The organism is Acetoanaerobium pronyense, from assembly GCF_017874355.1.
Classification (GTDB): domain Bacteria; phylum Bacillota; class Clostridia; order Peptostreptococcales; family Filifactoraceae; genus Acetoanaerobium; species Acetoanaerobium pronyense.
In genome coordinates, this window is record NZ_JAGGLI010000081.1 from 1 (window position 1) to 1,213 (window position 1,213).

The window sequence follows — 1,213 nt, forward strand, 5'->3', positions numbered from 1 at the left end:
TGGATAGGTTAAACTAATTTAGACAGAAAATACTCGGACATGATAAAATAAATTAAATTAATTTGGAGGTTTATCATGTCTAATACAAATAAAAGGTATAATGAAGAATTTAAAAAGCAAATTGTAGAACTTATAAACAGTGGAAAAAACATAAATGAAGTTGTTAAAGAGTATAACATTGCTAGGTCTACTGTAAATAAGTGGGTAAAAGACTATTCTTCTTCTGGTTCTTTTAAAGCGAAGGATAACAGATCTGATGAAGAAAATGAGCTTATTAAACTTAAAAAGGAAAATCAAAGGCTAAAGATGGAAAATGATATTTTAAAGCAAGCGGCGCTGATAATGGGACGAAAATAGATGTAATTAAGGCTAATAAACATAAATACAGTATCAGCGCCATGTGTAAAATCTTAAATATATCAAGGAGCCTAATTTACTATAAAAAAGTTGAAAAAACTTGCGATAGCAAATTAGATAATGAGATTATATCTATATTTAAAAAGAGCCGAAATAACTACGGCAGTAGAAAGATTAAGGTTGAATTAAGCAAAATAGGTTACATTGTTTCAAGAAGAAAAATACGAAAAATAATGAGCAAGTATTCACTGGTTTCTAAGTATACTTTAAAGCAATATAAAGTTCATAAGACAAAGTATAATGAGGAAAAAATAAATAATCTTCTTAAAAGAGACTTCAAAAATAAAGAAAAATTAGATGTTATTGTAAGTGATTTAACATATGTAAATGTTAATGGAAAATGGAACTACATATGCATACTTTTGGATCTGTATAATCGAGAAATTATCGGATACTCTGCTGGCGCAAATAAAGATAAATACATTGTTTACAAGGCTTTCGCCAATGTTAAGTATCCTCTAGATAATATAAATATACTCCATACTGATAGAGGTAATGAGTTTAAAAATTCTATGATTGATAATCTTCTTAAGACCTTTAATATTAGCAGATCTCTAAGCAAAAAAGGATGTCCATATGATAATGCAGTAGCGGAAGCTACCTTTAAAATCATAAAGACAGAATTTGTTTTTAATAGAATATTTAAAAGCTTTGAAGAGTTAGAAACATCATTATTTGATTATGTCAACTGGTATAACAAATTTAGGGTTCATAGTTCTTTAGGATATCTTAGTCCTATTGAATACAAGGCATTTCTGTCCGAGAAAAAGTTGTCCTAATAAGTGTTGACAATCCA

The 1,213-nt window shown here is 28.1% G+C and carries 1 protein-coding gene; it reads left to right on the plus strand.

Annotation, left to right across the window (positions count from 1 at the left end):
• The first annotated feature begins 75 nt into the window (after nucleotides 1-75).
• A protein-coding gene (locus tag J2Z35_RS14625) for an IS3 family transposase (RefSeq protein ID WP_209662126.1) occupies nucleotides 76-1,196 on the plus strand; the annotation gives its coding sequence in 2 pieces (ribosomal slippage) (nucleotides 76-322 and nucleotides 322-1,196; 1,122 coding nt in all).
• Nucleotides 1,197-1,213 lie beyond the last annotated feature (17 nt).